Annotated in this window: 20 protein-coding genes and 2 pseudogenes; 10 read left to right on the forward strand and 12 right to left on the reverse strand. The window is 72.7% G+C overall.

From position 1 onward, the window contains the following. Positions 1-110 precede the first annotated feature (110 nt). The 3 genes from ACFUJR_RS07680 to ACFUJR_RS07690 form a co-directional block, all read right to left on the reverse strand. The gene (locus ACFUJR_RS07680; protein WP_383172725.1) at positions 111-983 is read right to left on the reverse strand and encodes an acyl-CoA thioesterase; all 873 of its coding nucleotides are present in this window, start codon (positions 981-983) and stop codon (positions 111-113) included. Then, positions 984-2,141: an acyl-CoA dehydrogenase family protein gene (locus ACFUJR_RS07685; RefSeq protein ID WP_361851611.1), complete on the reverse strand. Its 1,158-nt coding sequence runs from the start codon at positions 2,139-2,141 to the stop codon at positions 984-986. A 127-nt stretch (positions 2,142-2,268) separates the two neighbouring features. Next, positions 2,269-3,537 (reverse strand): helix-turn-helix domain-containing protein, encoded by a 1,269-nt coding sequence (locus ACFUJR_RS07690; RefSeq protein WP_383172723.1) that lies wholly within the window; start codon positions 3,535-3,537, stop codon positions 2,269-2,271. A 164-nt stretch (positions 3,538-3,701) separates the two neighbouring features. Between ACFUJR_RS07690 and ACFUJR_RS07695 the strand changes: the two genes are divergently transcribed. Continuing rightward, positions 3,702-4,307 carry a hypothetical protein gene (locus tag ACFUJR_RS07695; protein WP_383172721.1) on the forward strand — a complete coding sequence of 202 codons (606 nt, stop codon included), beginning with the start codon at positions 3,702-3,704 and terminating at the stop codon, positions 4,305-4,307. 33 nt (positions 4,308-4,340) lie between these two features. Here the strand turns inward: ACFUJR_RS07695 and ACFUJR_RS07700 are convergent, their stop codons facing one another. Continuing rightward, positions 4,341-5,897 (reverse strand): PucR family transcriptional regulator ligand-binding domain-containing protein, encoded by a 1,557-nt coding sequence (locus tag ACFUJR_RS07700; RefSeq protein ID WP_383172719.1) that lies wholly within the window; start codon positions 5,895-5,897, stop codon positions 4,341-4,343. 118 nt (positions 5,898-6,015) lie between these two features. On the opposite strand from ACFUJR_RS07700, the gene speB reads away from it, so the two are divergent. The 6 genes from speB (at position 6,016) to ACFUJR_RS07730 (ending at position 15,213) form a co-directional block, all read left to right on the forward strand. Continuing rightward, positions 6,016-6,996, forward strand: a complete 981-nt coding sequence (gene speB, locus ACFUJR_RS07705; RefSeq protein ID WP_383172717.1) for an agmatinase — start codon at positions 6,016-6,018, stop codon at positions 6,994-6,996. A 166-nt stretch (positions 6,997-7,162) separates the two neighbouring features. Next, positions 7,163-8,860 carry a thiamine pyrophosphate-binding protein gene (locus ACFUJR_RS07710; RefSeq protein WP_383172715.1) on the forward strand — a complete coding sequence of 566 codons (1,698 nt, stop codon included), beginning with the start codon at positions 7,163-7,165 and terminating at the stop codon, positions 8,858-8,860. A gap of 102 nt (positions 8,861-8,962) precedes the next feature. Further along, a complete protein-coding gene (locus ACFUJR_RS07715) occupies positions 8,963-12,730 on the forward strand; it encodes an ABC transporter ATP-binding protein (protein ID WP_383180508.1) in 3,768 nt (1,255 codons plus the stop codon). A 69-nt stretch (positions 12,731-12,799) separates the two neighbouring features. Further along, positions 12,800-13,168 carry a hypothetical protein gene (locus ACFUJR_RS07720; RefSeq protein WP_383180505.1) on the forward strand — a complete coding sequence of 123 codons (369 nt, stop codon included), beginning with the start codon at positions 12,800-12,802 and terminating at the stop codon, positions 13,166-13,168. A gap of 65 nt (positions 13,169-13,233) precedes the next feature. Continuing rightward, positions 13,234-13,647, forward strand: a complete 414-nt coding sequence (locus tag ACFUJR_RS07725) for a hypothetical protein (RefSeq protein ID WP_383180503.1) — start codon at positions 13,234-13,236, stop codon at positions 13,645-13,647. Between the two features lie 111 nt (positions 13,648-13,758). After that, positions 13,759-15,213, forward strand: a complete 1,455-nt coding sequence (locus ACFUJR_RS07730; RefSeq protein ID WP_383180500.1) for an aminopeptidase — start codon at positions 13,759-13,761, stop codon at positions 15,211-15,213. 391 nt (positions 15,214-15,604) lie between these two features. Here ACFUJR_RS07730 and ACFUJR_RS07735 read toward each other — a convergent pair whose 3' ends face one another. From ACFUJR_RS07735 to ACFUJR_RS07745, 3 genes are all read right to left on the reverse strand, one after another. Then, positions 15,605-16,219, reverse strand: coding sequence for a hypothetical protein (locus ACFUJR_RS07735; protein WP_383178813.1), 615 nt, complete (start codon positions 16,217-16,219; stop codon positions 15,605-15,607). Between the two features lie 87 nt (positions 16,220-16,306). Next, on the reverse strand, positions 16,307-18,190 hold the full coding sequence (locus tag ACFUJR_RS07740) for a glycoside hydrolase family 3 protein (RefSeq protein WP_383178816.1): 1,884 nt from the start codon (positions 18,188-18,190) through the stop codon (positions 16,307-16,309). A 214-nt stretch (positions 18,191-18,404) separates the two neighbouring features. Next, positions 18,405-19,316, reverse strand: a complete 912-nt coding sequence (locus ACFUJR_RS07745) for a LysR family transcriptional regulator (RefSeq protein WP_383178819.1) — start codon at positions 19,314-19,316, stop codon at positions 18,405-18,407. Positions 19,317-19,448: 132 nt separating this feature from the next. Here ACFUJR_RS07745 and ACFUJR_RS07750 point away from each other — a divergent pair, with 132 nt between their 5' ends. Both ACFUJR_RS07750 and ACFUJR_RS07755 read left to right on the forward strand, forming a co-directional pair. Beyond that, a complete protein-coding gene (locus tag ACFUJR_RS07750) occupies positions 19,449-20,354 on the forward strand; it encodes an EamA family transporter (RefSeq protein WP_383178822.1) in 906 nt (301 codons plus the stop codon). A gap of 119 nt (positions 20,355-20,473) precedes the next feature. Beyond that, positions 20,474-21,028, forward strand: a complete 555-nt coding sequence (locus tag ACFUJR_RS07755; RefSeq protein WP_383178825.1) for a zeta toxin family protein — start codon at positions 20,474-20,476, stop codon at positions 21,026-21,028. Here the strand turns inward: ACFUJR_RS07755 and ACFUJR_RS07760 are convergent. Both ACFUJR_RS07760 and ACFUJR_RS07765 read right to left on the reverse strand, forming a co-directional pair. Beyond that, positions 21,025-21,585, reverse strand: coding sequence for a Uma2 family endonuclease (locus ACFUJR_RS07760; protein WP_383178828.1), 561 nt, complete (start codon positions 21,583-21,585; stop codon positions 21,025-21,027). The two genes, ACFUJR_RS07755 and ACFUJR_RS07760, sit on opposite strands and share 4 nt — an antisense overlap. A gap of 41 nt (positions 21,586-21,626) precedes the next feature. Continuing rightward, the gene (locus ACFUJR_RS07765) at positions 21,627-22,673 is read right to left on the reverse strand and encodes a LacI family DNA-binding transcriptional regulator (protein WP_383178831.1); all 1,047 of its coding nucleotides are present in this window, start codon (positions 22,671-22,673) and stop codon (positions 21,627-21,629) included. A gap of 151 nt (positions 22,674-22,824) precedes the next feature. On the opposite strand from ACFUJR_RS07765, the pseudogene ACFUJR_RS07770 reads away from it, so the two are divergent. Next, positions 22,825-22,947 (forward strand): annotated as a pseudogene (locus ACFUJR_RS07770) (gfo/Idh/MocA family oxidoreductase); the annotation flags it as partial. A gap of 197 nt (positions 22,948-23,144) precedes the next feature. Here the strand turns inward: ACFUJR_RS07770 and ACFUJR_RS07775 are convergent. From ACFUJR_RS07775 to ACFUJR_RS07785, 3 genes and pseudogenes are all read right to left on the reverse strand, one after another. Then, entirely contained in the window at positions 23,145-24,611 is a 1,467-nt protein-coding gene (locus tag ACFUJR_RS07775) for a membrane-associated oxidoreductase (RefSeq protein WP_383178834.1), read from the reverse strand. Between the two features lie 95 nt (positions 24,612-24,706). Next, positions 24,707-24,940, reverse strand: coding sequence for a DUF397 domain-containing protein (locus tag ACFUJR_RS07780; protein WP_383178837.1), 234 nt, complete (start codon positions 24,938-24,940; stop codon positions 24,707-24,709). After that, positions 24,927-25,750 (reverse strand): annotated as a pseudogene (locus ACFUJR_RS07785) (Scr1 family TA system antitoxin-like transcriptional regulator). Before ACFUJR_RS07785 ends, ACFUJR_RS07780 begins: the two are co-directional and overlap by 14 nt. Positions 25,751-25,810 lie beyond the last annotated feature (60 nt).

Raw genomic sequence — 25,810 nt, forward strand, 5'->3', positions numbered from 1 at the left:
ACCTCGGTGCTGGTAACACGTGATCGCCCCGGTGGCCGCCGGAGGGCCGGGAACGGACCCGTCCCCGGCTGGAGACCCGGCCGGGGACGGAACCACACGTCGTCGACGCCTCAGCGCGGGACGCGGACGACACCCTCCTGGATGACGGAGATCGCGAGCCGCCCGTCCTGGGTGTAGATCCGCGCCTGACCGAGCCCGCGCCCGCCCGACGAGGACGGCGACTCCTGGTCGTACAGCAGCCATTCGTCCGCCCGGAACGGCCGGTGGAACCACATCGCGTGGTCCAGCGAGGCCCCCACGACGTCCCCGACCGCCCAGCCGCCCCGCCCGTGGGCGAGCAGCACCGAGTCGAGCAGCGTCATGTCGGAGACGTAGGTGGCCAGTACGACGTGCAGGAGCGGGTCGTCGGCCAGCTTGCCGTTGGTGCGGAACCAGACCTGGGAGCGCGGCTCGCGGGGCTGCCCGACGGATCCCCACGGCGGCACCTCGGCGTAGCGCAGGTCCACTGCGGCCCGGGCCTCGATCAGCCGGTCCGCGACCTCGCGGGGAAGGTGGCGGGGCAGCATCTCGGCCGGGGTCGGCAGCGACTCCGGGTCCGGTGCGGCCGGCATGTCGTACTGGTGGTCCAGGCCCTCCTCGTACGTCTGGAACGACGCCGAGAGGTGGAAGATCGGCTGGCCGTGCTGGACCGCCACCACACGACGGGTGGTGAAGGAACGGCCGTCGCGGATGCGGTCGACGTTGTAGACGATCGGCGCGCCCGGGTCGCCGGCGCGCAGGAAGTACGCGTGCAGCGAGTGGGCGAGACGGTCACCGGGGACGGTCCGGCCCGCCGCCACCAGCGCCTGCGCGGCCACCTGGCCGCCGAAGACGCGGGGGACGATCGACGGGCGGGACCGTCCCCGGAAGATGTCCTGCTCGATCCGCTCCAGGTCGAGCAGATCGAGCAGGTCATCCAGTGCAGCGTGGTGCGCTTCGGGCACTTACAGACCCATCGACTTGGCGATGATCGACTTCATGATCTCGCTGGTGCCGCCGTAGATGCGGTTGACGCGGTTGTCGGCGTACAGACGCGCGATCGGGTACTCGTTCATGTAGCCGTAGCCGCCGTGCAGCTGGAGGCAGCGGTCGATCACGCGGTGCGCGACCTCGGTGCAGAAGAGCTTTGCGCTCGCGGCCTCGGCCGGGGTCAGCTCGCCCGCGTCCAGGGCCTCCAGGGCGCGGTCGGCGACGGCCTCGGCGGCGTCCACCTCGGCCTGGCAGGCGGCCAGCTCGAACTTGGTGTTCTGGAAGTGCGCGACCGGCTTGCCGAAGACGGTGCGCTCCTGCACGTACTGCTGGGCGAAGCGGACGGCGGCCTTGGCCTGCGCGTAGGCGCCGAAGGCGATGCCCCAGCGCTCGGAGGCCAGGTTGTGGCCCAGGTAGTAGAAGCCCTTGCCCTCTTCGCCGAGCAGGTCCTCGACCGGCACCTTCACGTCGACGAACGCCAGCTCGGCGGTGTCGGAGGTGCGCAGGCCGAGCTTGTCCAGCTTGCGGCCGATGGAGTAGCCCTCGGACTTGGTGTCCACGGCGAAGAGGGAGATGCCGAAGCGGCGGTCCTCGGCCGTCGGGGCGGACGTACGGGCGCAGACGATCACACGGTCGGCGTGGACGCCACCGGTGATGAAGGTCTTGGCGCCGTTGAGGACGTAGTGCGTGCCGTCCTCGGAGAGCTTGGCGGTGGTCTTCATGCCCGCGACGTCGGAGCCGGTGCCCGGCTCGGTCATCGCCAGCGCCCACATCTCGTCGCCGGAGACGAAGTTCGGGAGGTAACGCTTCTTCTGCTCGTCGGTGGCGAGCATCTTGATGTAGGGCAGGGCGAGCAGCACGTGCACGCCGGAGCCGCCGAACTGGACGCCCGCGCGCGAGGTCTCCTCGTAGAGGACGGCCTCGAACTTGTGGGTGTCCAGGCCCGCGCCGCCGAACTCCTCGGGGACGTTGATGCCGAAGATGCCCAGCTCGCCGAGCTTGCCGTAGAACTCGCGCGGTGCCTGGCCCGCGGCGAACCACTCGTCGTAGACGGGGACGACCTCGGCCTCGATGAAGGCCCGGATGGTCTCCCGGAACGCCTCGTGGTCCTCGTTGAATACCGTACGGCGCACGAGCCGCCTCCTTCGGAGTCCTGCGTACCTGACGCACTATGCCTAAGCGCTTGCTCAGTCAAGTTACCGGTGGGTTCTCGCCGCTGTCCAGATCTGGGGCGCCCAGCGTTGCCCAGATCACGTCCGCTCACGCCCCGGGCGCCTCGCCGGGGACCCAGCGGAGGCCGACGGGGTCGTACTCCCACACCGGACGGCCCCGCAGACCGCTCGTGCGGAAGGGTGCGCCGTCCTCGTCCCCGATCCGGACCGTGCCCCGGCGCCCTTCCGAACTCCACTCCAGCTCCAGGTACCAGCGGCAGTCGCACCCCACCGTCCCCGCCGAGACCAGCAGCTCCTCCGGCTCGGCGGCGCTGACCACGTACGGGAACGAGACCGCCGGGAGCGTCCGGCCCTCCTCCCCGGAGGCGTCGTACCCGTCCAGCGCCCGCGCCACCGGCCGCGGCCGGTCCAGGTCCACCTCGAAACGGCGCGGCGTCACCGCCCCGCCGCACCCGCCGCCCATCCGGTACGCGGTCCACGGCAGCGGTGCGCCCCGCTCCACCACCCGGACGTGCAGCGCCTGGAGCACCACCGCCGCCGCGCTCTTCCCCTGCACCGACACCCGCACCAGCGTCTCCCCGCCGTCCACGGCCCCCTGCGTCGCCGCCCAGCTCCGCGCGTCGGCCGACCCCGGCGGGGGAGGGGGCGTCCGCTCCACGAGGTAGGTGTGCCCGCACCCCTCCTTGTAGATGTGCGAGGCGACCGTCCACGTCAGCGGCGCCGGTGGTTCGGCGGCCCGCTCCCGGGTCTTCCCGGGCAGGAGTACGGCTCCGAGCGTCACCGTCCCCACGACCGCCAGCGCCCCGACGACCACGCCCACCCACCCCCACCGGCGCCTCCGCCGCCCGGACGGGAGGCCCGGCACGCGCGCGTGCACGGGTTCCAGCTCGGGCTCGGGGTCGGGCGTCGGCTCCGGGGCCGGCTCGGGCTCCGGTTCCGGCTTCGGTTCCGGCTTCGGCGTCGGCGTCGGGGCCGGCTCGGGCTCCGGCGTCGGCTTCGGTTCCGGTTCCCGCTTCGGTTCCGGCTCCGGTTCCGGTTCCGGCGTCGGGGCCGGCTCGGGCTCCGGGCCGGGCTCTGGCTCCGCGTCGGGTTCCGGCGCGGGAGGGCGGCGGGCGCCGTCCGCGCGGGTCCAGGCCACCCGCAGGGCCCGCCGCTCCTCCTCGTCCGCCCCGCACAGCAGGGCGAGGCGTTCGACCACGGCGAACTCCTCCGGGACGGTTGCGCCCGAGCAGTAGCGGTGGAGGGTGGACGCGCTGACGCTCAGGCGCCGGCCCAGCGCCTCGTAACTGCGCCCGTCCCGCGCCTTCAGCGCGCGCGCGAGCCGCGCGAACTCCTCGACGGCGGCGTCCTTCGGCATTCCATCCCCCTCGACCCTGCCTCCCACGCTTCATGTCCTTGCACGTCAGCAGGGGTGGAATGGTTCCGGGACGGGCGGAGGGCGCGTCGCCGTTGCCCGTGGCGGGCGGGGGCCCGACGCTGGTGGAAGCACTGACCGAACGACCCGACGGGGGATCCACCACCATGAACAAGCTCCGTACCGCATTCGCCGCCACCGCCGCTGCCGCCCTGGGCCTCGCGGCCCTCGCCACGGCCCCGGCGCAGGCCGCTGCCCAGCCCGCCTTCCTGGCCGCCTCCCAGATGCCGCCGTCGTCGACGCCGTGGACCGCCACCAAGGTCTTCACGGGCATCCCGGAGAACGGCGGCGCCCTCTGCGCCCCGTACAAGATCCCGGCGCAGAACACCCGCTACCGCGAGTTCAACACCGAGCTCGACACCAACGGCGTCCAGATCACCACCGTCGCCCGCACCGAGGCCGACGCCGTGAAGCTGGTCGCCACCCTCCGGAAGGCCCTCGCCGGCTGCGGGCCCCTGCTGGAGCGGCAGAACCCGGGCCTGCAGGCCGTCAGCGCCTCCCACGGCAAGCTCGCCGTCGAGGAGGGTGCCTGGGTCTACAGCCTGGACACCGCCGACCCGCAGATCGGCATCACCGACATCCACCTCTTCTCCGTCGGCCGCGACGGCCGCACCGTCACCCTCGTCCGCTGGGGCCAGATGGGCGACATCGAAGACGCCCCGCTGACCGCCTTCCGCACCACGACGAAGACCGCCGTCAACAAGCTCTACTGATCCGCTGATCCGCTGATCCGCTGATCCACGGCCTCACCCGAGCGCGAACCACAGCTCCATCCGCACGTCCGGGTCGTCCAGGTCCCGGTCGAGGAGCGCCGCGCAGCGGGTGATCCGCTGGCGGACGGTGTTGCGGTGGACGTCCAAGGCCACCGCCGTCCGGTCCCAGTTGCCGTGTAGTGAGAGCCAGGCGCGCAGGGTCTCCCTGAGCGGTTCGCTCAGGGGCGCGAGGAGGGTCCGGGCGTGGGCGGCGGCCTCGTCCGGGTCCACGAGGGACGCGAGCCCGCCCGGGCGGTGGTGGACCAGGGGCTTCCTGGTCGCCTCCGCCCGGCGCAGCGCCCGCGCCGCCTGCCTGTCGGCGGCGGGAAGGTCCCCGGCGGCGGCCGGGGCGGAGACGCCGAGAAACCAGCCGGGTCGCGCGGTGGCGGGGGACGAAGCGGGCAGAAGGAGTCGTACGGATGCGGGGGCCGCCCCGGAACCACGGGCCGCTCCCGCCTCCCCGGGGGCCGCCCCGGAACCACGGGCCGCTCCCGCCTCCCCGGGGGCCTTCCCCGGGGCTGCTGTCGGGTCCGTCTCCTCGGCACCGGTGGCCCCCTCCGTCTCCACCAGCGCCGTCCCCAGCGACGCCGCCAGGTCCGCCACCGCGAACGGGGTGCCGTCGCCGCCCCGCGCGTGGACCACCGTCCAGGGGCCCGGGTCCAAGGCGGCCGCCGCCTCCGCCGGGGAGGCGCCCAGGAGCAGCCGGACCAGGGCCCCGTCCCGTACGGCCGCGTCCGCGCCCCGGTGCGGGGCCGTCAGAAGGGAGAGCAGGACCACCGCGACGCCCGCGATCGTGCGGTCGCCGGGGTCCCGCCGCTCCGTCGCCACCCCCAGGGTCAGCCCGTCGCCGCCGCCGAGCGCGTACGCCGCGAGGCGCAGGCCCCCGCTCTCCCCGCTTGCCGACGCCGGGCCGCCGGGGCGCGGGCCCAGGACCCCCGCCAGGTCCCGCAGCGCCCGGGACGCCTCCGCCGGGACCTCCCGGCCGGCCGCCGCCGACTCCGTGCCGTCCGGTGCGAGGAGGACCGCCCGGCCGCCGAGCCGGGCGGCGAGCGCGCCGAGGACCGCCGGGACCGGGGCCGGGCGGGCCGCCGCCGTCGCCAGGGACCGCTGGGCCTCCGTCACCCGGCGCAGCTCGTGCAGCCGCGCCTCCGCCATCAGCCGCCACACCGCCCGCGCCACCGCCGTGAACGGGGTCCGCGGCGGCACCTCCAGGAGCGGGAGGCCCCGGCGGGCACAGGCCTCGACCAGCTCCGCCGGGACCGTGTCGTACACCGGCGTCACCCCGAACGCGAGCGCTGCCGCGCCCGCCTCCGCCACCCGCTCCACGTACCGCGCCGGATCGGCGAGCTGCACGCCCGCCGTCATCAGGAGCTCGCCGCCGAGCAGGTACGGGTACGGGTCGGCCATCTCCGAGGTGTGCACCCAGTGCAGCGGCACGTCCTCGGGCCCGGCGAGCAACCGCAGGCCCAGGTCCCGGCGGGCGAGCAGCGCGGCCAGCGGGACCGGCGGGACCGGGGGAGTGGAGGCGGGGGGCGCGGGGCTCGTCGTCATGGATCCTTCGTACATCATCGGCTCGTACAGTGGAGGAAACGCACACTTCTGCCCGACTTTCCCGGCGCCTACCGTCGTGCCGGAGAACCATCCCCCTCGCCCCCCGGAGGACCCGACCATGAGCAGCGACCAGAACGCCTTCCGCGGCCCGACCGACTCGTCCCGCATCCCGCGGTACGCCGGCCCCGCGACGTTCGCCCGGCTGCCGCGACTCGACGAGGTCGGCACCGCCGACATCGCCGTGGTCGGCGTCCCGTTCGACAGCGGTGTCTCCTACCGCCCCGGCGCCCGCTTCGGCGGCAACGCCATCCGCGAGGCCTCCCGCCTCCTGCGCCCGTACAACCCCGCGCAGGACGCCTCGCCGTTCGCCCTGGCCCAGGTCGCCGACGCCGGTGACATCGCCGCCAACCCGTTCAACATCAACGAGGCCGTCGAGACGATCGAGGCCGCGGCGGACGACATCCTCGGCACCGGCGCCCGCATGATGACGCTCGGCGGCGACCACACCATCGCCCTGCCGCTGCTGCGCTCCGTCGCCAAGAAGCACGGCCCGGTCGCGCTGCTCCACTTCGACGCGCACCTCGACACCTGGGACACGTACTTCGGCGCCGAGTACACCCACGGCACGCCGTTCCGCCGCGCCGTCGAGGAGGGCATCCTCGACACCTCCGCCCTGTCGCACGTCGGCACGCGCGGGCCGCTGTACGGCAAGCAGGACCTCACCGACGACGAGAAGATGGGCTTCGGCATCGTCACCTCGTCGGACATCTACCGCCGCGGCGCCGACGAGGTCGCCGACCAGCTCCGCCAGCGGATCGGCGACCGTCCGCTGTACATCTCCATCGACATCGACTGCCTCGACCCGGCCCACGCGCCCGGCACCGGTACCCCGGAGGCGGGCGGCATGACGTCCCGCGAGCTCCTGGAGATCCTGCGCGGCCTGTCCTCCTGCAACCTGGTCTCCGCCGACGTCGTCGAGGTCGCCCCGGCCTACGACCACGCGGAGATCACGGCGGTCGCCGCCTCGCACACGGCGTACGAGCTGACCACGATCATGTCCCGCCAGATCGCTGCCGAGCGCGCCTCGGGCGCGAAGTAACGTCACCGTCGGGCCCGGCGACCCGGCGCGCCCAGGTGCGTCGGGTCACCGGCCCCGCCCGCTGGAGCCAGTCGGGTTGTGGGCAGTCGTTCCGCAGGGCGGAACGGGTGGGCGCAACCCCACCACCGGGCCGCACCCGACCACCGAGCACGCGCAGAGGGACCTCATGACCCACGACCACGACCTCGTGCTGAAGCCCACCCCGGCGCAGACCGCCGCCGCGCTCGACCCGCCCGCCGGGCGGAACGGCGGCGACCTCGTCGTCGAGACCCTCTCCGGGCTCGGCGCGACCACCGTCTTCGGGCTCCCCGGCCAGCACGCGCTCGGCATGTTCGACGCCCTCCGGCGCTCCTCCCTCTCCTACGTCGGACTGCGCGTCGAGAACAACGCGGGCTTCGCGGCCGACGCGTACGGCCGGATGACCGGTGAGGCGGCCCCGCTGCTGCTCTCCACCGGCCCCGGCGCGCTGATGTCACTCGCCGCGCTCCAGGAGGCGGCGGCCGCCTCCGCCCCCGTCCTCGCGATCGGCAGTCAGATCCCGGTGGCCGGGCTCGGCGGCGGTCGGCACGGCTATCTGCACGAGCTGCGCGACCAGCAGGCGTCGTTCCGCGACATCGTGAAGTCCGTGCACACCGTCCGTACCCAGTCGCAGATCCCGTCCGCCGTCGCGGCGGCGTGGGAGTCGGCGCTGACCGCCCCGCACGGCCCGGTGTGGGTGGAGATCCCGCAGGACGTGCTGCTCGCCGAGACGACCCTGCCGGTCGTCACGGCGATGGACGCCACCCCGGAGGACGTCGCCCCGCGGCCCGAGCTGACGGCGGTGGCGGCCCACCTCCTGGCGAACGCCGAGCGCCCCGCGATCATCGCGGGCGGCGGGGTCGTCCGCTCCGACGCCTCCGGCAAGCTGCGCGCGCTCGCCGAGCGGATCGACGCGCCCGTGGTCACCACCTTCGGCGGCAAGGGCGCCTTCCCCTGGCAGCACCCGCTGTCGCTCCAGTCCTGGCTGGAGGACCGGCACACCACCGACTTCCTGGAGGACGCCGACGTCCTGCTGGTCGTGGGCTCGGGCCTCGGCGAGCTGTCCTCGAACTACCACACGTTCGCCCCGCGCGGCCGGGTGATCCAGATCGAGGCCGACGCGGGCAAGCTGGAGTCCAACCACACGGCGCTCGGCATCCACGCGGACGCCCGACTGGCCCTCCAGGCGCTCCTGGAGACCGTGGAGGAGCGCACGGACGAGACCGCCCCCGAGCGGGTCGCGGCCGTCCTGGCCAAGGTCCGGGAGCGGATCGCCGCGCAGGACCTCGGCCTGGAGCAGCGGATCGTGGCCTCGGTACGCGAGGCGCTGCCGGACGACTCGCCCAGCTTCTGGGACATGACGATCCTGGCGTACTGGGCCTGGTCGGCCTTCGACGCCCGCCGGCCCAACACGATGCACTCCGCCCAGGGCGCGGGAGGCCTCGGCTACGCCTTCCCCGCCGCCCTCGGCGCGGCGGCGGCCGACCCGACCCTCCCGGTCCTCGCGGTCTCGGGCGACGGCGGCGCGATGTACTCGATCGCGGAGCTGGCGACGGCGAAGCAGTACGGCTCGAACGTCACCTGGCTGATCGTCGACGACGGCGGCTACGGCATCCTGCGCGCGTACATGACGGACGCCTTCGGCGAGGCCACGGCCACCGAGCTGGCCCGCCCGGACTTCGTCGCCCTCGCCGAGTCCTTCGGCGTCCCGGCGGTCCGTACGACCCCCGACGGGCTGACGGCCGACCTCGCGAAGGCCCTGGCGACCCCCGGTCCCTCGGTGGTGGTCCTCCCGGCCCTGCTGCGGATGTTCGCGCCTACGCACGAGGACCGGTCGCGGTCCTAGGACCGCGACCGGTCCTGCGGCGCGGTTCGTCGCGGCGGGATGAAAACGCAGCCCGGTCGCGTTGGAGCCTTCCGGTAGAGCAGGACGAACGGGAGGCACCACGTGACCGCGGCGGGGCGAAAAGAGCAGGGGTGGGCGCGCAGGCTCGCCGGGTATGCCTGGCGGTACAAGGCCAATGTCGTGCTCGCCCTCGGATCCTCCCTCGGCGGGATGGCCCTGCTCGCGCTCGTGCCGCTCATCACCAAGGTGATCATCGACGACGTCATCGGCGCGAAGACGCGGTCCCTCACCGTCTGGACCGGCCTTCTCATCGGCGCCGCCCTCCTCGTCTACGGGCTCACGTTCATCCGCCGCTACTACGGCGGGCGTCTCGCCCTCGACGTGCAGCACGATCTCCGTACCGAGATGTACGGCACCATCACCCGCCTGGACGGCCGCCGTCAGGACGAGCTGTCCACCGGGCAGGTCGTCGGGCGGGCCACCAGCGACCTCCAGCTCATCCAGGGCCTGCTCTTCATGCTCCCGATGACGATCGGGAACTTCCTGCTCTTCCTGATCTCGCTGGCCGTCATGGCCTGGCTCTCCCTGCCCCTCACCCTTGTCGCCCTCGCCGTCGCCCCCGCCCTCTGGTTCATCGCCAAGCGCAGCCGCAGCCGCCTCCACCCCGCCACCTGGTACGCACAGGCGCAGGCCGCCGCCGTCGCCGGGGTCGTCGACGGCTCGGTGACCGGCGTCCGGGTCGTGAAGGGCTTCGGGCAGGAGGACCAGGAGACCGGGAAGGTCCGCGACGCCAGCCGCAAGCTCTTCGCGGGGCGGCTGCGCACCATCCGGCTGAACGCCCGGTACACCCCCGCCCTCCAGGCCGTCCCGGCCCTCGGCCAGGTCGCCGTCCTCGCCCTCGGCGGCTGGCTCGCCACCCGGGGCCAGATCACCCTCGGCACCTTCGTCGCCTTCTCCGCCTACCTCGCCTCCCTCGTCGGCCCCGTCCGCATGCTCGCCATGGTCCTCACCGTCGCCCAGCAGGCCCGCGCCGGCGTGGAACGCGTCCTGGAACTCATCGACACCGAGCCGGTCATCCAAGACGGCACGAAGGAGCTGCCGGCGGACGCCGAGGCCACCGTCGAGTTCGACGACGTCGGCTTCGCCTACGAGGACGGCCGGCCCGTCCTCGACGGGTTCTCCCTGGAGATCCGCGCCGGTGAGACCGTCGCCGTCGTCGGCGCCTCCGGCAGCGGCAAGTCCACCGTCTCCCTCCTCCTGCCGCGCTTCTACGACGTCGATCACGGCGCCGTCCTCGTCGGCGGCCACGACGTCCGCGAGCTGACCCAGGACTCCCTGCGCGCCGCCATCGGGCTCGTTCCCGAGGACAGCTTCCTGTTCTCCGACACCGTCCGCGCCAACATCGCGTACGGCCACCCCGACGCCACGCGGGAGCAGATCGAGACCGCCGCCCGCGCCGCCCAGGCGGACCGCTTCATCGCCGAGCTGCCCGACGGCTACGACACCACGGTCGGCGAGCACGGCCTCACCCTCTCCGGCGGCCAGCGCCAGCGCATCGCGCTCGCCCGCGCCATCCTCACCGACCCCCGGCTGCTCCTCCTCGACGACGCCACCTCCGCCGTCGACGCGCGCGTGGAGCACGAGATCCACGAGGCCCTCGCCTCTGTGATGGCGGGCCGCACCACGCTCCTCATCGCCCACCGCCGCTCCACCCTCGGCCTCGCCGACCGGATCGCCGTCCTCGACGACGGCCGGCTCTCCGACATCGGCACCCACGAGGAACTGGAACGCCGCTCCCCGCTCTACCGCAGGCTCCTCACCGACCCGGACGAGCTGGGCGGGGTCTCGCCCGGCCACACCGTCCCCGTCGAGGTGCCCGAGGACCGCACCCTGCGCGCCGAGCTGGACGCCGAGTTCGACGCCGAGCGCGGCATCACCCCCACGCTCTGGGTACGGGAGGAGACACCCACCGAGGAGTCCCAGGCCCCCGGAGCCACCCCCGAGCTGCTCGCCGCCGTCGAGGCGCTGCCGCCGGCCACCGACACCCCCGACGTCGACGAGGCGCGCGCGGTCACCGCCGAGGAGTCGTACGGACTGCGCCGCCTGCTGCGCGGCTTCCGTACCCCGCTCCTCATCAGCCTCGGGCTCGTCGCCGTCGACGCCGGCATGGGCCTGCTGCTGCCGATCCTCATCCGGCACGGCATCGACGACGGCGTGAACAAGCTCGCCCTGGGCGCCGTCTGGGCCGCCTCCGCGCTCGGCCTGCTCACCGTCGTCGTCCAGTGGGTCGCGCAGACCGCCGAGATCAAGATGACCGGCCGGACCGGTGAACGCGTCCTCTACGCCCTGCGCCTGAAGATCTTCGCCCAGCTCCAGCGGCTCGGCCTGGACTACTACGAGCGCGAGCTGACCGGCCGGATCATGACCCGGATGACGACGGACGTGGACGCGCTGTCCACCTTCCTCCAGACCGGCCTCGTCACCGCCTTCGTCTCCGTCACCACCTTCTTCGGGATCATGGGCGCGCTGCTCGTCCTCGACCTCCAGCTCGCCCTGGTCGTCTTCGCGACGCTCCCGGTCCTCGCCGTCACCACGTACTTCTTCCGCCGCTCCAGCGTGAAGGCGTACGAGCTGGCGCGTGAGCGGATCAGCGCCGTCAACGCCGACCTCCAGGAGTCGGTCTCCGGCCTCCGCATCGTCCAGGCCTTCCGCCGCGAGCGCTCCGGCTCCGCCCGGTTCGCGGCCCGCAGCGACGAGTACCGCGAGGCCCGCGTCCGCGGCCAGTGGCTGATCTCCGTCTACTTCCCCTTCGTCACGCTGCTCTCCTCCGTGGCCGCGGCCGCCGTGATGATCGTCGGCGCGAACCGGATCGAGGCCGGCACGCTGACCACGGGCGCCCTGGTCGCCTACCTCCTCTACATCGACCTCTTCTTCGCGCCCGTGCAGCAGCTCTCCCAGGTCTTCGACGGCTACCAGCAGGCGACCGTCTCCCTGAGGCGCATGCAGGAGCTGCTCCAGGAGCCGACGTCGACGGCCGCCGCCGCCGAACCCCTGGACGTGCCGTCGCTGCGCGGGGAGATCGCCTTCGAGGACGTGTCCTTCGCCTACGGCTCCGAGGAGGAGGCGCTGACCGGCGTCGACCTGCGGATCCCGGCCGGGCAGACCGTCGCCTTCGTCGGGGAGACCGGCGCCGGAAAGTCCACGCTGGTCAAGCTGGTCGCACGGTTCTACGACCCCACCTCCGGCCGTGTCACCGCCGACGGCGCCGACCTCAGGGACCTGGACCTCACCGCGTACCGCCACCGGCTCGGCATCGTCCCGCAGGAGGCGTACCTCTTCGCCGGGACGATCCGCGACGCCATCGCGTACGGCCGTCCCGACGCGACCGACGCCGAGGTCGAGGCGGCGGCCCGCGCGGTCGGCGCCCACGACATGATCGCGACCCTGGACGGCGGCTACCTCCACGAGGTCGCCGAACGCGGCCGTAACCTCTCCGCCGGACAGCGCCAACTGATCGCGCTGGCCCGCGCCGAGCTCGTCGACCCGGACATCCTGCTCCTCGACGAGGCGACGGCCGCGCTCGACCTGGCCACCGAGGCCCAGGTCAACCAGGCCACCGACCGCCTGGCCGGCCGCCGCACCCCCCGCCCGTCGCCCGACCACCACCCCTCATCGAGCGCTTACGCGCGCACTACCCTGATCGTCGCCCACCGCCTGACGACGGCGGCCCGCGCGGACCGCGTGATCCTCATGGCCCACGGCCGCGTCGCCGAGGACGGCACGCACGACGAACTCCTCGCCAGGGGCGGCCGGTACGCGGAGCTCTGGCGCGCGTTCATCGGCGAGGAGGAGCCGGCCACGGCGGTGTGAGTACGGGAGCGGGGCGGGATGAGTACCACCGCTCATGCCGCCGCCCGCCCCCCGGGGTTGAATCGGTCCATGATCGACGAGTCTCCCGGCCGGCTCTCCCCCACCGCCCTGGGCCCGCCACCCGCGACCGCGGCCCGCCGCCTGCGCACCCGCGCGCTGTGGGCCGGACTGCTGCTCGTGCCCGGCGCGGTCCTCGCCGGATTCCTCGCCCTGAGCACCGAGAACGCTGCCCGCTGCGTCGCCCAGGGCCACGGTTGCGGCTCGACCCCGGGCTGGCTCTACCTCGCCACCTTCCTGGTCATCGCTGCCGCCTGGATCCACTCTCTCTGCACCCCGGACGCCCCCACCGAGCCCGCCACCTCCCGCAAGGCCGCCTTCTGGACCCTGATCGGCGCCGAGTCCGTCTTCCTGCTGCTCGTCGCCACCTCGTTCGCGTGAAGGCAACCACACGGGCCTCCTCTGCGTCGTACGCATGTACGGAGAGGTGTCGGGAGGGGATCCGGGTGTTCGATCAGGCCAAGGTGACGAGGGCAGGGCGCGGCGCACGGCTGCTCGGGTATGTCCTGGCGGTACTGCTCACCGCGGGCGCCCTCACCCTCGCCGGACCGGGGGGCGCGCGTGCCGAGGCCGCCTCGGTCTGCGGCGGCAGAGCCGCCAAGACGGTCACCTTCGCCACCGGAGAGCTGCGCCTCTACCGGAGCCGGCAGTACGTCTGCGCCCTCGCCGTCGCCAAGCGCCCCGGCGTGCGCCGCACGATGTCCGTCTCCTTGCAGCCACGCGGCGGGCGGCCGGTGGTCGACAGGGGTCAGTTCACCCGCCAGGCCGGGCCCGTCACCGTCCACGCCCTCAACCGCTGCGTCCGCGCCACGGGTTCCATCGCCGGCCGGAGCGGCTCGACGGGCTGGGTCCTCTGCTGAGCCCCGGGCCGAAACCTGTGCCGTTGCAGAGGTAAGGGCCAACTGGGTCTGGCGGTACGCACGTTGCCCCCGCTAGGTTCGCGACACCGTTGTGAATCAAGGGGAGGGTGAATGCGCAAGTCGCTTCGATGGCTGATGTCGCTCACGGTGCTCATAGGCACCGTCGGCGCGAGTGGCGCGGCTACCGCCGCCGAGCCGGCCACCGGCAGCAGCCCGACCGCCGCCGCGGACAGCGCCGTCGGCACGGACATCAAGGACCGCCTCCTGGCGATCCCCGGGATGAGCCTCATCGAGGAGAAGCCGTACGCCGGCTACCGCTTCTTCGTCCTCGACTACACCCAGCCGATCGACCACCGCAGGCCGTGGAAGGGCACGTTCAAGCAGCGGATCTCCGTCCTCCACAAGGACACGGACCGGCCGACCGTCTTCCACACCAGCGGCTACGGACTGAGCACCAACCCCAGCCGCCGCGAGCCCACCCGGATCGTCGACGGCAACCAGGTCTCCATGGAGTACCGGTTCTTCACGCCGTCCCGGCCGCAGCCCGCCGACTGGTCGAAGCTCGACATCTGGCAGGCCGCGAGCGACCAGCACCGCATCTTCACCGCCCTGAAGAAGGTCTACGGGAAGAAGTGGCTCTCCACCGGCGCCTCCAAGGGCGGCATGACCGCCACCTACTACGAGCGCTTCTACCCGCGCGACATGGACGGTGTCGTCGCGTACGTGGCGCCGAACGACGTGGTCAACAAGGAGGACTCGGCGTACGACCGGTTCTTCGAGACCGTCGGGACCAAGGAGTGCCGGGACCGGCTCAACGCGATGCAGCGCGAGGCGCTCGTCCGTCGCGAGCCGCTGCAGAAGAAGTACAAGGAGTGGGCCGAGTCCGAGGGCGCCACCTTCAACACCGTCGGCACCCTCGACAAGGCGTACGAGGCCGTCGTCCTCGACTTCGTCTGGGGCTTCTGGCAGTACTACGGCGAGGACGTCTGCGGTTCGGTGCCGGAGGCCGCGACCGCGACCGACGACGAGGTCTACGAGACGATCGACGCCTACTCGGGCTGGTCCTTCTACACCGACCAGGGCCTCGACCCGTACACGCCGTACTACTACCAGGCGGCCACCCAACTCGGCTCGCCGAGCATCAAGCTGCCGCACCTCAAGGGCCTGACGCGCTACGGCTACCAGCCGGCACGGAACTTCGTACCGCGTGAGATCCCGACGACGTTCAGGCCGTCGGCGATGCGGGACGTGGACACCTGGGTCCGCAAGAACGCGAACCGGATGCTGTTCGTGTACGGCGGCAACGACCCGTGGGGAGCGGAGCCGTTCCGCGTCGGCAAGGGCGCCCGTGACAGCTACGTCTTCACGGCCCCGGGAGCCAACCACGGCGCCCAGGTCGCCGGTCTCGTCGAGGCCGAGCGCACCAAGGCCACGGCCCGCATCCTCGCCTGGGCCGGGGTCGACGCCCCGGCGGCGTCGGCGGCGCAGCCCCTGGCCCGCTTCGACGCCCGCCTCGACAAGCCGGCGGACGACGAACTGAACCGGCAACGCGGCGTACGCCCGTAGGCGCGGAGGCGCGGAGGCGCGGAGGCGCGGAGGCGCGTAGGCGCACCGGCACACGGGCGCACGGGCGTTCCGGCGCCGGGGCACAACGGCGCTTGGGCCGACGCCGTGGCGCACGGGCGTTCCGGCGCCGGGGCACAACGGCGCTTGGGCCGACGCCGTGGCGCACGGGTGTTCCGGCGCCGGAACACCCGTGCACCGGCCCCCGTGCTCCGGGACCCCGGCACCTGGCCCCCGTGCTCCGGGACCCCGGCACCTCGGCCCCCGGGCGCCCCGGCACCTCGGGCGCACCGGCGCGCCAGCGCACCGGCCCACCCTGGCGCTTGGGCGACCGGGCGACCGGGCGCCCGCACGGCGACCGGGCGCTCGGCGCGGGTCGCTGGCGTCCGGCGGTTCACAGCCGCCGGGCGCAGCCCACCGGGCGCTCCCCGCCCAGCGCCACGAACAGCGCCGTCGAAGGCGGGCAGCGGTCGCGGCACGTGACCGCCGACGCGACCCGGAACGCGGGCCGATCCGCCCCCGACCCGTCGCACGCCGTCTCCTTCACCCGGCCCTCGCTCGAAGCCGAGAGGCAGTCCCCGACGATCGTGTGCGGCCCGCCGCCCTCCCCGGGGTCGCCCGGATGGGGCGGCTCAAGATTGCGCATGCAGGCGTACCCGCGCGGAACGGTCCCGTCCCCGTTCTCGTCCGCCGCGGGCCGGCTCTCCGCGACGTGCAGCACGAAGTCCGTGGTCGCCGGGCACGTCGGACCGCCCGAGGTGGCGCCCTGGTACCGGGTCGTCACCCGCGCGACCGCTCTCTCGCTGGTGCACGGGACCTCGCGGAACACCGTCCCGCGTGTGGAACAGTCCCCGGCCCCGAGGAACATCGCCCCGTGGCCGGTGGGCGAGCTCGGGTACGTGACGGGCCGCTGCGGCCGCCCGTCCGCCGTCTGCCGGCAGCCGGTCAGCGCCAGCAGCAGACCCACGCACGCCAGGGCAAGACCCGCCCCGCTCCTGGGAACGCGCATGAAAAGACCCCCCGATCTCCGAGTCCAGGGTGGCCCGCAGGGGCGGGCGCACGCCAGGGAGAACGGGGGGTCGCGTCGCGAGTTACGTCACGCGTAGGACAGGCCGTGGCCGACCGGGAACAGCACCCGCGTCGGATCGTCCGCCCGCTGTACGGGGACGGGCAGACGGCCGTGCGGCCGGGCATGGCCCGCGAGGACCCGGACGGCGGCCCGGAGTTCGACGTCGGTCCAGGAGTAGGCGGCGAGGGTGGCCCGCTGCCCGGTGGTCCAGGCGACGTCGTACGGGTTGCGGATCGCGATCGTCACGACGGGCACCCCGGTCGCGACGAGCCGGTCGACGAGGGTGCGCTGGGGGCTGGTCGCCGAGACGTTGTACGTACCGACGACGACCAGGTCCATGCCCGCCGAGGCCGCCACCGCCTCCTCGATCCTCGTCGCCGTCGGGGTGATCCCCGTGGACAGCGCCGTGGCGGTGAAGCCGAGTTCGGCGAACGCGGCGGCCAGGGTGCCGGTCGGGGGTCCCGTGGTGCCGGACGGCGAGGCGGGATCGGCGCCGACGACCAGCACGCGACCGTGGCTGCGGCGGCTGACCGGCAGGAACCCGCCCTGGTTGACGAGCAGGGTGGTGGTCCGTTCGGCGATCCGGTCGGCGCGGGCCAGATGGGCGGCGGTGCCGACCGCCCGGTTCACTCCGCGGCCGGTGACGTACGGTTGGCGGAAGAGTCCCAGCTTGGCCTTGAGGCGCAGGATCCGCAGGATCGACTCGTCGATCCGGGCCTCGGTCAGTTCGCCGTCCTTGACGGCCTGGAGGACGGCGTTCCATGCGATGTCCAGCTTCGGCGGGTTGAGCAGCTGGTCCACGCCCGCCTTGAGCGCGAGGACGGGTACGCGGTCGTCGCCGTACTTCGTCCGTACGCCCTCCATGCCGAGGGAGTCCGTCACCACCACGCCGTCGTAGCCGAGTTGCTCGCGCAGGATGCCGGTCAGGATCGGGTGGGAGAGGGTCGCCGGGTCCTCGCTCGGGTCGAGCGCGGGCACGACGATGTGCGCGGTCATGATCGAGTCGATTCCGGCGGCGATCGCGGCCCGGAACGGCGGGGCGTCGAGCTCGGCCCACTGCGCGCGGGTGTGCGTGATGGTCGGCAGGCCGTAGTGGCTGTCGGTGGCCGTGTCGCCGTGGCCGGGGAAGTGCTTGGAGGTGGCCGCGATTCCGGCCCGCTGATACCCCTTGACCTGGGCGGACACCATGGTGGCGACGGCTTGCGGGTCGGAGCCGAAGGAGCGCACGCCGATGACGGGGTTGGCGGGATTGACGTTGACGTCGGCGACGGGCGCGTAGTTCTGCCGGATGCCGAGGGCGGCCAGCTCGGTGCCCGCGATCCGGGCGGCGTCGCGGGCGTCGGAGCGGGACCCCCCGGCGCCCAGCGCCATCGCGCCCGGGAGCAGGGTGGCCGGCTTGCCGACCCGGCAGACGATGCCGTGTTCCTGGTCGGTGGAGATGAGCAGGGGGAGCGGGGTGGGCTGGGCGAGGCCCGCCCGCTGGATGCCGTTGGAGAGTTCGGCGATCTGCTGCGGGTCACGGGTGTTGTGTGCCCAGGTGAAGTAGATGACGCCGCCGACGTGGTACTTCTCGACGAGTTCGGCGGCCGTGCGGACGCCGATCTCCTTGAAGTTGGCATCGATGTCGGCCTGGTCGGGCGCGGTGGCGGAGTGGCCGTACACCCGCATCACGAAGAGCTGGCCGACCTTCTCCTCCAGCGACATACGGGAGATGACCCTCTGGAGGCTCCGGGTCGACGTGGCGCTGTCGCCCGAGGTGGCGCTGTCGTCCGACGTGGTGCTGTCGTCCGACGTGGCGCTGACGACGGGTTCGGCGTGGGCGAGCGGGGCGGCGACACCGGTGACGGCGGCGGCCGCCGCGGCGGCGGTGACGGTGAGGAGGGTGCGTCGGGAGGGGGCGCGGTGGTGCACTGATGCTCCTTCCGGCCGTGCGGGGTTGACGGAAGCGTTGAAGGAAACTTCCAAGGTGCAACGGATAGCCCGAAAGTAACTGCCAGGTCAAGGATCCGCGCAAGGATCGGCGCGAACGGCGGTGTGGAGGGCGGCGCGAACGGCGGTGTGGAGAGACGGCGCGAACGGCGGTGTGGAGAGACGGCGCGAACGGCGGTGTGGAGAGACGGCCGGTTCAGATCGGGGCGGAGAGCTCGGGCCAGAGTTCCTGGAGCGTGCGGACGGTCTCGGTGATCGCGGGACGGCGGGCCGCGCCGGTGCGCCAGAGCGCGTGCAGCCGGCGCGTCGGCGTCGGGTCCAGCCGGACGGGGGTCACCTCGGGCGGCAGCGTGCCGCGGCCGAGGCGCGGCACCAGCGCGATCCCGAGGCCCGCCGCGACCAAGGCGACCTGAGTGTGGTTCTCCTCCGCCTGGTGGACGATGCGCGGCTCGTAGCCGGTGGCCCGCAGCGTCCGCATCAGCCAGTCGTGGCAGACCGACCCGGGTGGCTGCGTGATCCACCGTTCGTCCGCCAGCTCCTCCCGCCGTACCGACGCGCGCGTCGCCATCGGATGGTCGCGCGGTACGAGTACGTCGCACAGGTCGTCGCCGATCACCGCGCTCTCCACCCCGGGCGGGACCGGCATCGGGGCGATGTCCCAGTCGTGGGCCACGGCGAGGTCGATCACCCCGCGCTCGACGAGCTCGACCGAGATGTGCGGGTCGACCTCCGTGAGGCGGGCGTCGAGAGCGGGGTGGCGAGAGGTCAGCTCGGCGAGGACCCGGGGCATCAGACCGCGCGCGGCACTCGCGAAGCACCCGATCGACAGGCGCCCCGAGGGCAGTCCGCGCCGCTCTTCGAGCCGTACCTCCGCCTCCTCCACGATCGCGAGCAACCGACCTGCGGTGGCCACGAGTTGATGGGCTTCGTCGGTGAGCCGCACGCCGCGGCCCCGGCGTTCGAGCAGGGTCGTACGGGTCTCGCGCTCCAGCTTGGCGATCTGCTGGGAGACGGCCGACGGGCTGAAGCCGAGGGCGGCGGCCGCCGCGCCCACCGAGCCGTGCACGGCGACGGCGTGGAGGGCGCGCAGGCGTCCGAGGTCGAGCACGGCGGGCTCCCCGGGGCGGGTCGAGGGCGGATGCCAGGTCTGGCGGTCAGGCCTGGATGAAGTGTTGCTTCATCCAATCATGAAGAGAATCGTGCTGGTGCTACACGGTCGTCATGCGTGACGCTCTCTCGTATGCGCCCTGCCCACATCGCCCTGGCCGCGCTCGTCGCCGCGCTCTGGGGAGTCAACTTCGTCGTCATCGAGGTCGGCCTCGACCACTTCCCGCCACTGCTCTTCTCGGCGCTCCGCTTCCTCGCGGCCGCGCTCCCGGCCGTGTTCCTGGTCGGCCGGCCCAAGGTCGCCTGGAAGTGGATCGTGGGGGTGGGACTCGCCCTGGGCGTGGCCAAGTTCGGCCTCCTCTTCACGGGCATGGACCTCGGCGCGCCCGCCGGGCTCTCCTCGCTGATCCTCCAGATCCAGGCGGTCTTCACGGCCCTGTTCGCCTTCGTCGCGCTCGGCGAACGGCCGGGGAGGGTGAAGACCGCGGGCATGGCGGTCGCGCTCGCGGGCATCGGCCTGGCGGCGGTCGACGAGGGCGCGAGCGGCCCGCTGGCGGGCTTCGCGCTCTGCGTCGCGGCGGCGGCCTGCTGGGGCGTCTCCAACGTCCTGACCCGTAAGGCGTCCCCGCCGGACGCGCTCAACTTCATGGTCTGGGTCAGCGTCGTGCCCATCCTGCCGCTCCTGGCCCTCTCCCTCCTCCTGGAGGGACCGGACCGGGACCTCGCGGCGCTGCGGGGGCTCGACTGGGCGGGCGTGGGCGTCGTCCTCTACGTCGCCTGGGTCGTCACCATCTTCGGTTTCGGCGCCTGGGGATGGCTCCTGCGCCGCTATCCGGCATCCTCGGTGGCCCCGTTCTCGCTCCTGGTCCCGGTGTTCGGGATGTCCTCGGCGGCGCTCTTCCTGGGTGAGGGCATCAGCCCCCTGCGCTGGTGCGCGGCGGCGCTGCTCGTCGGGGGAGTGGCGCTGACCTCGCTGTCGCGCGGGGGAGGGCGCGCGTCGACCCCGACCGCCGCCGGAAGGGCGGCGGCGCGAGTGTGACGGAGACCGCGCCGGAAGGCGGCGGCGCGGGCGGGGCGGGCCGCGATGGTGACGGACCGGCCGCGATGTGCGGCCGGGGCCGACCGTAACCTTGATTCCTTGATCGAGAGGAGCCCCGGATGTCCTTCGGCCTGGTACCGGTCGACCGTGAACCCGCCCCCGCGGCGGTGCTGCTGAGCGGGATCCCCGGCAGCGGCAAGTCGACGGTCGCGGGGGCCCTCGCGGCCCGGTTCGCGCGCTCCGCGCACATCGAGGTGGACGGGCTCCAGAAGCTGATCGTCAGCGGCTGCCTCTGGCCGACGATGGACGGCGACCCCGAGGCCGACCGCCAGATCTTCCTGCGCGCCCGCAACGCCTGCCTGCTGGCTGACAGCTTCACGGCTGCCGGCTTCCTGCCGGTCGTCGACGACGTCGTGGTCCGCCGCAGCCACCTCGACTTCTACCGCGCGACCCTGAACGCCCGCCCCCTCCACGCCGTCTTCCTGGCCCCGGGCCTGGTCAAGGCCTGGGAACGCAACAACGCCCGCCGCGAGCGCCTGACGACGAACTGGGCGCCGCTGGACGCGGCGATGCGTGAGGAACTGTCGGGCGAGGGCCTCTGGATCGACAACGCCGACCTGTCGGTGGAGGAGACGGTGGACGCGGTGCTGTCGGCGACGGGCCTGGAGGTCTAAGAGCGCGGGAAGCCGTCGGTCGTCACGACGATCTCGCGGCCTTCAAGAGGCAGGACCAGGTCTTCGCCGAAGGGGATCTGTACCTGCTGGTCGTAGGTGCCGGTTCGGGTCGGCCTGCTGTGGATGGTGCAGGTGGCGTCGGACGGGTCGATGATCACGTAGAGCGGGATGGCGCACTCCGCGTACATGCGGAACTTCCTGGTGAAGTCGTTGTCCTGGGTGCTCTTCGACACGACCTCCAGGACGGCCTCCAGGCTGTGCCACTCGAAGCGGCCGCGCATGTTGCGCTCGGAACCGGGGGCGACGATGGCCAGGTCGGGGGCGTACCCGTAGAGGCTCGACGGGAAGTCGATCATGACGTCCGAGAGAATGTCCCCGTGCCCGGCGAGCTGCTGCTCGATCTGCGGTGCTGCCCGGAGGATGACCTTCCACTGGCTCTCGCCCTGCGGCGTCATGATGATCTTTCCGTCCGTGATCTCCACGCGGTAGCCGCGGGGCAGGTTGGCTCCGTCCAGTGCGTCCCAGGCGCTCTGTACGTCGCTCTCCATGGTCGTCATGCGGGCCTCCGTATGCCGTCACTCCCTACGATAGCGGGCGCCTACCCCCGCGGGCGGGCCGTCGACTCCCGTACCAGCAGCTCCGCCGGGATCGTCGTCACCCCGCCCGGCGGGGGCTCCTCCGAGCCCACCGCGAGACGGCCCGCACGGGCGCCCGCGTCGTGGAGCGGGAGCCGTACCGTCGTCAGCGCCGGGACCGCGTCGATCGAGAAGGGGAGGTCGTCGAAGCCCGCCACCGACACGTCCTCCGGAATCCGCAGCCCCTGGTCCCGCAGCGCCGCGCACGCGCCCAGCGCCACCGTGTCGTTCGCCGCCACGACCGCCGTCAGCGCCGGCTCCCTGCGCAGGAGTTCGAGGGTCGCGTCGTAACCGGACCGCCGGTCGTACCGGCCGTGCACCGTCGGCCCCTCCGGCAGACCCGCCGCCGCCAGCGCCTCCCGGTGGCCCTCCAGCCGGTGCCGGGTCGTCGTCCGGTCCGCCGGCCCCGCCACGTAACCGATCCGCCGGTGCCCCAGCGAGAGCAGGTGCTCGGCGAGCCGCCGCGCCCCCGCCCGGTTGTCGAAGGTGAGCGCGGCCACGCTCGCGTCGGCCTGCGCCGCCGGCCGTCCGCACAGCACGATCCGGGTCCCCGCGTCCGTCAGTTTCGCGAGCTTCGCCGACACGGCCGCCATGTGGTCCGGGGCCTCCAGGGATCCGCCGGTCAGGATGACGGCGGCGGCGCGCTGCCGCTGGAGCAGCGTGAGGTATGTGAGCTCGCGCTCGGGCGAGCCGCCCGTGTTGCAGACGACGGCCAGCTTCTCGCCGCCCGCCCGGCCCGGGGCCCCTTCCCCGATCGCGTTCTGCGCGGCGCCCGCCATGATCCCGAAGAAGGGGTCGGCGATGTCGTTGACGAGGATGCCGATCAGGTCGGACGTCGCGGCGGCGAGCGAGCTCGCGGGCCCGTTCAGGACGTAGTCCAGCTCGTCCACCGCGCGTAGCACCCGCTCCCTGGTCGACGCGGCGACCGGGTAGTTGCCGTTCAGGACGCGGGAGACGGTGGCGGGGGAGACCTGGGCACGCGCGGCCACATCCGCCAGCGTCACGGTCATCGCGTACCTCCGGGGAGTGTGTCGGTGGATCGAGTCGTGCGGCACCGGGTGGGGAGGGCGGAACCCTTGGCCGGTGATGTCGGCAGGCTAGCGTCTCCGTTTGCAGAAAGCGCTTTCCGTCGGGGAGTGGGTACCTGATGGAGGCACCTTCGTGACACACAGGACAGTCCGTATCGCCATGAACGGCGTCACCGGGCGCATGGGCTGCCGCCGGCACCTCGTCCCTCGATCTGCCTTGGGCGAGCAGGGCGGACCCGACCTCGCCAACGGCGAGAGGGCCTGTGGCCGACGGGTGGCGGATGGGGCCGACCCCGCCCGGCTCGTGCGGTACGCCGTTCTGGAGCGGTCGTCACTCATGCCGGAAACGCCACGTCTCCCGGCGTCTTTCGGCACGCCGGGACGGGCCCTGCGGGCTCGGGCTCCCGTGCGGGAAGCGGCCAGGGTCCCGGCGAGCCTCCGCTTCGCCATTGATCATTGGCGGCTGACCGCGCGGGTCACGCCCGTGACGATCGCCGTCGCCAGGATCCAGCCGGTGATGATCAGGGCGTACGACAGCCACTGGTGCCAGCCGTCAGGGGCGAACGCCGACTCCTGGCCGAAGGTGACGACCGGCAGGAGCAGGTCGAGGGTGTAGAAGACGGGGTTGAACTCGGGTGCCTCGTCCGCCTTGAGGGGACGTGGGTGGTCCAGGCCGTACGCGACGGATCCGACGGCCATGAAGGACAGCAGCCAGAGGGCCGCGCGCAACGGGCGGAAGCCGTATCCGACGGTCGCGTCCTGGACGTATCCCCACACGCGCCCGTACCAGGCCAGTGTGGCGCGTCGGCGGCGCTGCTTGGCGAGTTGGACGAGTCGGGCGGCGTCGTCGTCACCGGCGTGGCGGTAGCTCGCCGTCAACTGCTCGTAGCCGTACGGCTCGTACAGGTCGCCCTCCCGCTCCAGCATCGGGAGGCGGCGCTGGGCGGGCTCGTGCGGGGTGAGCACGGTGTACGTGAGATTGCTGAGATACACCTGATCCGGCAGCATCTCCGGTTCAAGGGTCAGGATCTCTATCTGGGAGCGCCTCAGGTTCAGGGCGCCCTCGATGCGATCGCCCCCACGCAGCCACAGTTCGCCGATGACACAACTGCTCGCCCGCAGCGCCGTGTCGCCGGGATGCGACAGGCGGGCGTGGAGCAGGTCCAGACGGCCCGACACGCGCGCGCCACGGAGGTCGATCCGGCCCTGCGCACGAATGCACCGCGCCCGTACGTGGGCTCCCACGGTGAGGTTCTGCGCGTCCAGCGCGATGCCGCCGGGCCGGTCGAACTCGGCGTCCTGAACGTTGATCCGCCCGGCGACCGTGGCGCCGGTGAGACGTACCTGCCCGTGTGCGCGCATCTCCGGCGCCCACAAGTCGTCGCCGATCGCCACCTGGTTGAGCTGCAGCACCGGCTCGGAGTGGTCGCGTGCCGTGAACTCCGCCCGTTCCATGAACAGCGCCCCGGATATCTGAGCGCCGCTGAGCCGTACCGGCCCGCGCATACGGCAGTCCGTCATCCGCAGCACCCCCTCGACCCGCACGGTCGCCGAGGTCAGGCCCGGCAGGACGGACGCGCTCAGGTTGAGCTGGCGCAGCTGGGCGCCGTACAGGTTGGGAACGTCGTCGAACCGGCAGTGGCTCAGCCGGACGGCGGCGTCGATCGTGGCGTACTTCAGGTCCAGTACGCCCGTGATGCGTGCCCCCGCGATCTTCAGCGCGGCGATCTCCCCCTCGCGCTGCGGAGACGTCAGCAGCAGCGTCCGCAGCACGCTCGCCCGTACGGTCCGCTCGGCGCCCCAGGTGGCGCCAAGCGCCGGATCCTCGTTCTCGTCGGCGCGGAAGTCCACGGACTCTCCGCGCGGAAAGGCCCGCCAGACACGTGACTCGGCCGGTGTCAGATCGTCTGTCTCGCTCACGTCGGGACTCTACGTGCTGCCTTCGAGGCGTCAACTGCCCTACGGGCACGTCACGCTGTCCGGCATCCTCGACACCCGCGCGGGCCCTCGCCGAGTCAGCCGCGACGGCAGTCGAAGCAGCCGTGCTTGACCGCCGTGACGAAGGAGGACCAGCCGTCCGCCGAGAAGACCAGGGCCGGGCCCGTGGCGGCCTTGCCGTCGCGGACGGGTACGCCGGCGTGGCCACGGGCGACTTCGACGCATTCGCCTTGATCGCCGCCGCTGTAGCTCGACTTGTACCACCCGGTGAGGGAGGACGAGTCGACGACGGTGCGCTCACTGCTGACCATGTGCGTGTTCCTCTGCTGCTGCCCTGACCAGGGCGAGTGACTCCTGTTGCGACAGTGCATCGCTCAGCGCAAGAGCGTAGGCCGTGCGACTGGCGTTCACCAGGGACGGATCATCCATCAGGTTGCCCGTGAGAAATGCTTCCACGTACGCGACCGGGGCGGAGTCCTCGAAGCTCATGAGAGTGAGCAGGCTCTGTTGGAGCGCGTGTGCCCCGGCGCTGTTCGGCAGCACGTGCAGCCGGATCCGTCCGGTCTCGGCCAAGTCGGCGATCCTGCGCAGCTGTTCCGCCATGACCTGCCGCCCCCGACCGTGCGTCGCAGCACGGCCTCGTCGAGCAGTGTCCAGATGGCAGGGTTCAACGGCCCGTCGAGCAGCCGGGAACGCTTTGTTCGGATGACGACGGCCTCGTCAAGTTCCTCCGCTGTGTGGTTCGGCCGGTACGCCTGGAACAGGGCGCGAGCGTAGTCCGGTGTCTGGAACACGCCAGGAACGAGCGACAGCGCGAACTGTTCGATCAGCGTGGCTTGCTTTTCCAGCTCGGCCGCCGAAGCGAAGTGGTCCGCGTACTTCGACTCCAGGTCCTCCAGCCACCGCGCGAAGAACCCGTCCGTCCCGAGCGCCCGGTCGATCCGCCGTGCGTCGTCCGGCTTGGGGAGCCTTCTGCCCGCCTCGAAGTGACTGATCAGCGTGGGCGAGCACACGACCAGATCACCAAGTGCCTCCTGGGTGAGGCCGGCCGCCAATCGACGCAGTCTCAGCTCCTCCCCGTACTTCTCGCGCGGTGTACGCGGCTTACGGCGCTGCTCCATGTGACCAACTCCCCAACCTGACGGGTGTGCTGTCAAGCCTCCGGTACTGGAAGCGTAGCC

Source organism: Streptomyces sp. NPDC057271 (genome assembly GCF_042668715.1).
Classification (GTDB): Bacteria; Actinomycetota; Actinomycetes; order Streptomycetales; family Streptomycetaceae; genus Streptomyces.